The sequence below is a fragment of the Bifidobacterium sp. genome (genome assembly GCF_050874245.1).
Taxonomy (GTDB): Bacteria; Actinomycetota; Actinomycetes; order Actinomycetales; family Bifidobacteriaceae; genus Bifidobacterium.
On sequence record NZ_JBNMKH010000144.1, the window covers coordinates 1 to 2,577 of the forward strand.

Sequence of the window (2,577 nt, forward strand, 5' to 3'; positions counted from 1 at the left end):
CGCCTGCGGTTGTTGATCCTTCTCCAGTCTTGCGATACGCCTGCTCACGTACCTAATCGAATCCTCGCCCTTCATCCAAGCTCCTTCAATACGGCATTGACGACCATTCCGAGCCGGCGCGCCATCAGTGGCGGCACCGCATTGCCAATCTGCGTGTACTGCGGCACTTGATAGCGTCTGCGTGCGCCGCCTGTGGTCGGAATGCCTCTGAACTCGAACGAGTCGGGGAACGATTGGATACGCGCCATCTCGCGTACCGACAGCGTGCGGGCCTCACAGTAATGGCAGATGTCATCAGGGATGGACAGGGCCGCGGGCGCCGGCTCGTTTGCCCTTAACGCTTTTTGACTGAACTTGCGTGTATGCAGGCCGGATAGGTAGGCATCAAGCTCCGTGGCATCGGTCGGCGGATTGAATTCGTCATACGGCAGTAGGTCGGCGGACAGCAATGTCTTCGCGGTCGCGGCGGACACGTGAAGCGCGTCACCGCGAATGACCGCCTTCACGTCGGCCACAGCGGCCTTGTCCATGCCGACCATCGTCTGGTACACGCGGAATCGCGCCCTGACACGGGGCGTGCTGTTTGGATGCGACAGGTTCGCCATGCGGCGTTTCGGGTTGGCAAGCGCGGGGGCTAGGATGTCATTCAAATCCCTGACATAATCGCTTCGTCGGTGGCCGCGCTCCTCCTCAAGGTCGCGGATCGCGTCAGAGACGGTACGTTGCCTGCCTGGATCGCAGAACGCGGTCAGCGGCTCCAGTACCGTACCGGCCGTTTTGTCGGCCGCATCGGCGCCGGTCAGATCGAGTACCTTCCATTCGTCCTGATTGTAGTCGACGTCGCCGTGTCCGACCGCATCGATAAGGCGCATGCCCTGCGCGAACATGGCGGCGGTCGGCGCCGATAAGGACATGGCCAGATCCATGCGGACGGCGAGCATGACGAAGCGTGGCCTGTTTTGCGCTACACCGCAATTACGCGCGTTGATAAGCAAAGGGCGGGTGGCGTAGCCGATGGAGGCGAATGCCTTGCATACTTCGAACCATGCGTGGTAGATGCGGTCCTCGAGTTTGAACGGGCGCAGAATGCCCTCGACGTTCTCCAGCAGTACCATACGTGGCTGTTGGCGTTCGACGAAGCGCGCGAACTCGAACGGCAGCTGGTTACGCTGATTGCCGAACTCGCGGCGACCGGCCAGAGAGAAGCTCTGGCATGGCGGACCTCCGGACACGAGGTCCACGTCGCCCTCTATCAGCGGATGTCCAAGACGGTCGGCAAGGTCGTTCAGTCTGCGAATGTCACCGACCACAAGCCGGCCGGTCAGGTCGCCAGCGTCGGCGACCTCCGACATGTCCGTCTCAGGGCGCTCGAATGGGTTATCGGCCAGTCGTTCACCAATGTCATTGGACACGGGATCGAGCCACAGCACAGGGCGATCAGAAGGCCGCGTGGCGGCGAAGTCGTCGGAGCGCATGTCGACGCCCATGAGATTCAGCGCGAATGTCTCGGCGGGCATACTGGACAGTTCGTTCGCCATAAGCTCGTTGAAGCCGGCGGCTCGGAGACCAAGACTCAGACCGCCGCAACCGGCGAACAGTTCGATAAAAGATGGCATAACGGACAGTATAAGGATGGTGCGGTCCGACCGACGAAAACAGGGGTGTCGGAGGACGTGGGGAGGGTCGTTTTCCGAGTCGTCGGCTTTGTTTTGCTGTCAGCCAAAATCGAACACATGTTCGAGTCGTCGGTTATCGTGGATGACGTCCATATCCAAAACGCCGGGCAGGAGGTTCTTTGGCGCGAAACAACGAAAACGACAGGAAGTCGAAACAGCCTAATTTCAGAGGGGAACACTGGAATCCAAAGGATGCAGCGCAGGCGCGGGAGATTTTATATCGCTTCGTGGTGCGGGCGCGCCGTGTGGAGGCGCATTCAATGGTTCGGGACCATAGCGTCGAAAAATACGTGAACCCATCGATGAGGGTGGAATACAAGGAAGGGCAGCCGGTCCGGATTAAGTACATAATGCCCGATCAGGAGATTTTCGAATCTTTGGCGGCCCGTACGAGACCCTGTATCCTCGCGTCGGAACCGATATATCTAGACAAGGTGTTCAGTTCGATAGACTCGCTTCTTGACGAACGCCAACTGGATGAGAAGTCCTCGGATCTCCTGAATGCTTGTCGAACGGGATTTGAGAATTTGCGCGACAAAAATGGCGGAATGTCCTATTCCGTTCAGATATATGACAAAGACGGGTCGCCTGAAAGTGAAGCCATGTCGGATCTGCTGGTAGGCGATGGATGGCTGCATTCGGACTTGGTTCATGCCAATCCGAAGGGAAATAAAGCGGAGGCTGCGAGACTTCCATACCTCGACCGCTATTTCGCGGGAACCTCTTTTTTCAGCACATTGGCGATTGTCATTGTTCAACGCTGAAGCTTGTCACCGACCTCAACGAACGCTTCGGATTCGGAATAGACGAAAAGGCGTGGAAGGAACAGGTGGTACTGGCGGACGGAGACGGCGACGGGGTCGTCTCCCAGAAGATGGTGCTCCTGCCTTATGGCACGAAG

Annotated in this window: 2 protein-coding genes; one reads left to right on the plus strand and one right to left on the minus strand. The window is 58.3% G+C overall.

Annotated elements, in window-relative coordinates; translation table 11 throughout:
- Positions 1 to 71: 71 nt before the first annotated feature.
- Complete coding sequence (locus ACR0P8_RS09280) at positions 72 to 1,616, minus strand: DNA cytosine methyltransferase (protein WP_432624786.1); 1,545 nt, start codon at positions 1,614 to 1,616, stop codon at positions 72 to 74.
- A 179-nt stretch (positions 1,617 to 1,795) separates the two neighbouring features.
- Between ACR0P8_RS09280 and ACR0P8_RS09285 the strand changes: the two genes are divergently transcribed.
- Complete coding sequence (locus tag ACR0P8_RS09285) at positions 1,796 to 2,440, plus strand: hypothetical protein (protein ID WP_432624787.1); 645 nt, start codon at positions 1,796 to 1,798, stop codon at positions 2,438 to 2,440.
- The last annotated feature ends 137 nt before the right edge of the window (positions 2,441 to 2,577 follow it).

Excerpts from the sequence above, each read along its gene's own strand:
- ACR0P8_RS09280 (WP_432624786.1), bottom strand. The coding sequence starts at position 1,616 with ATGCCATCTTTTATCGAACTGTTCGCCGGTTGCGGCGGTCTGAGTCTT.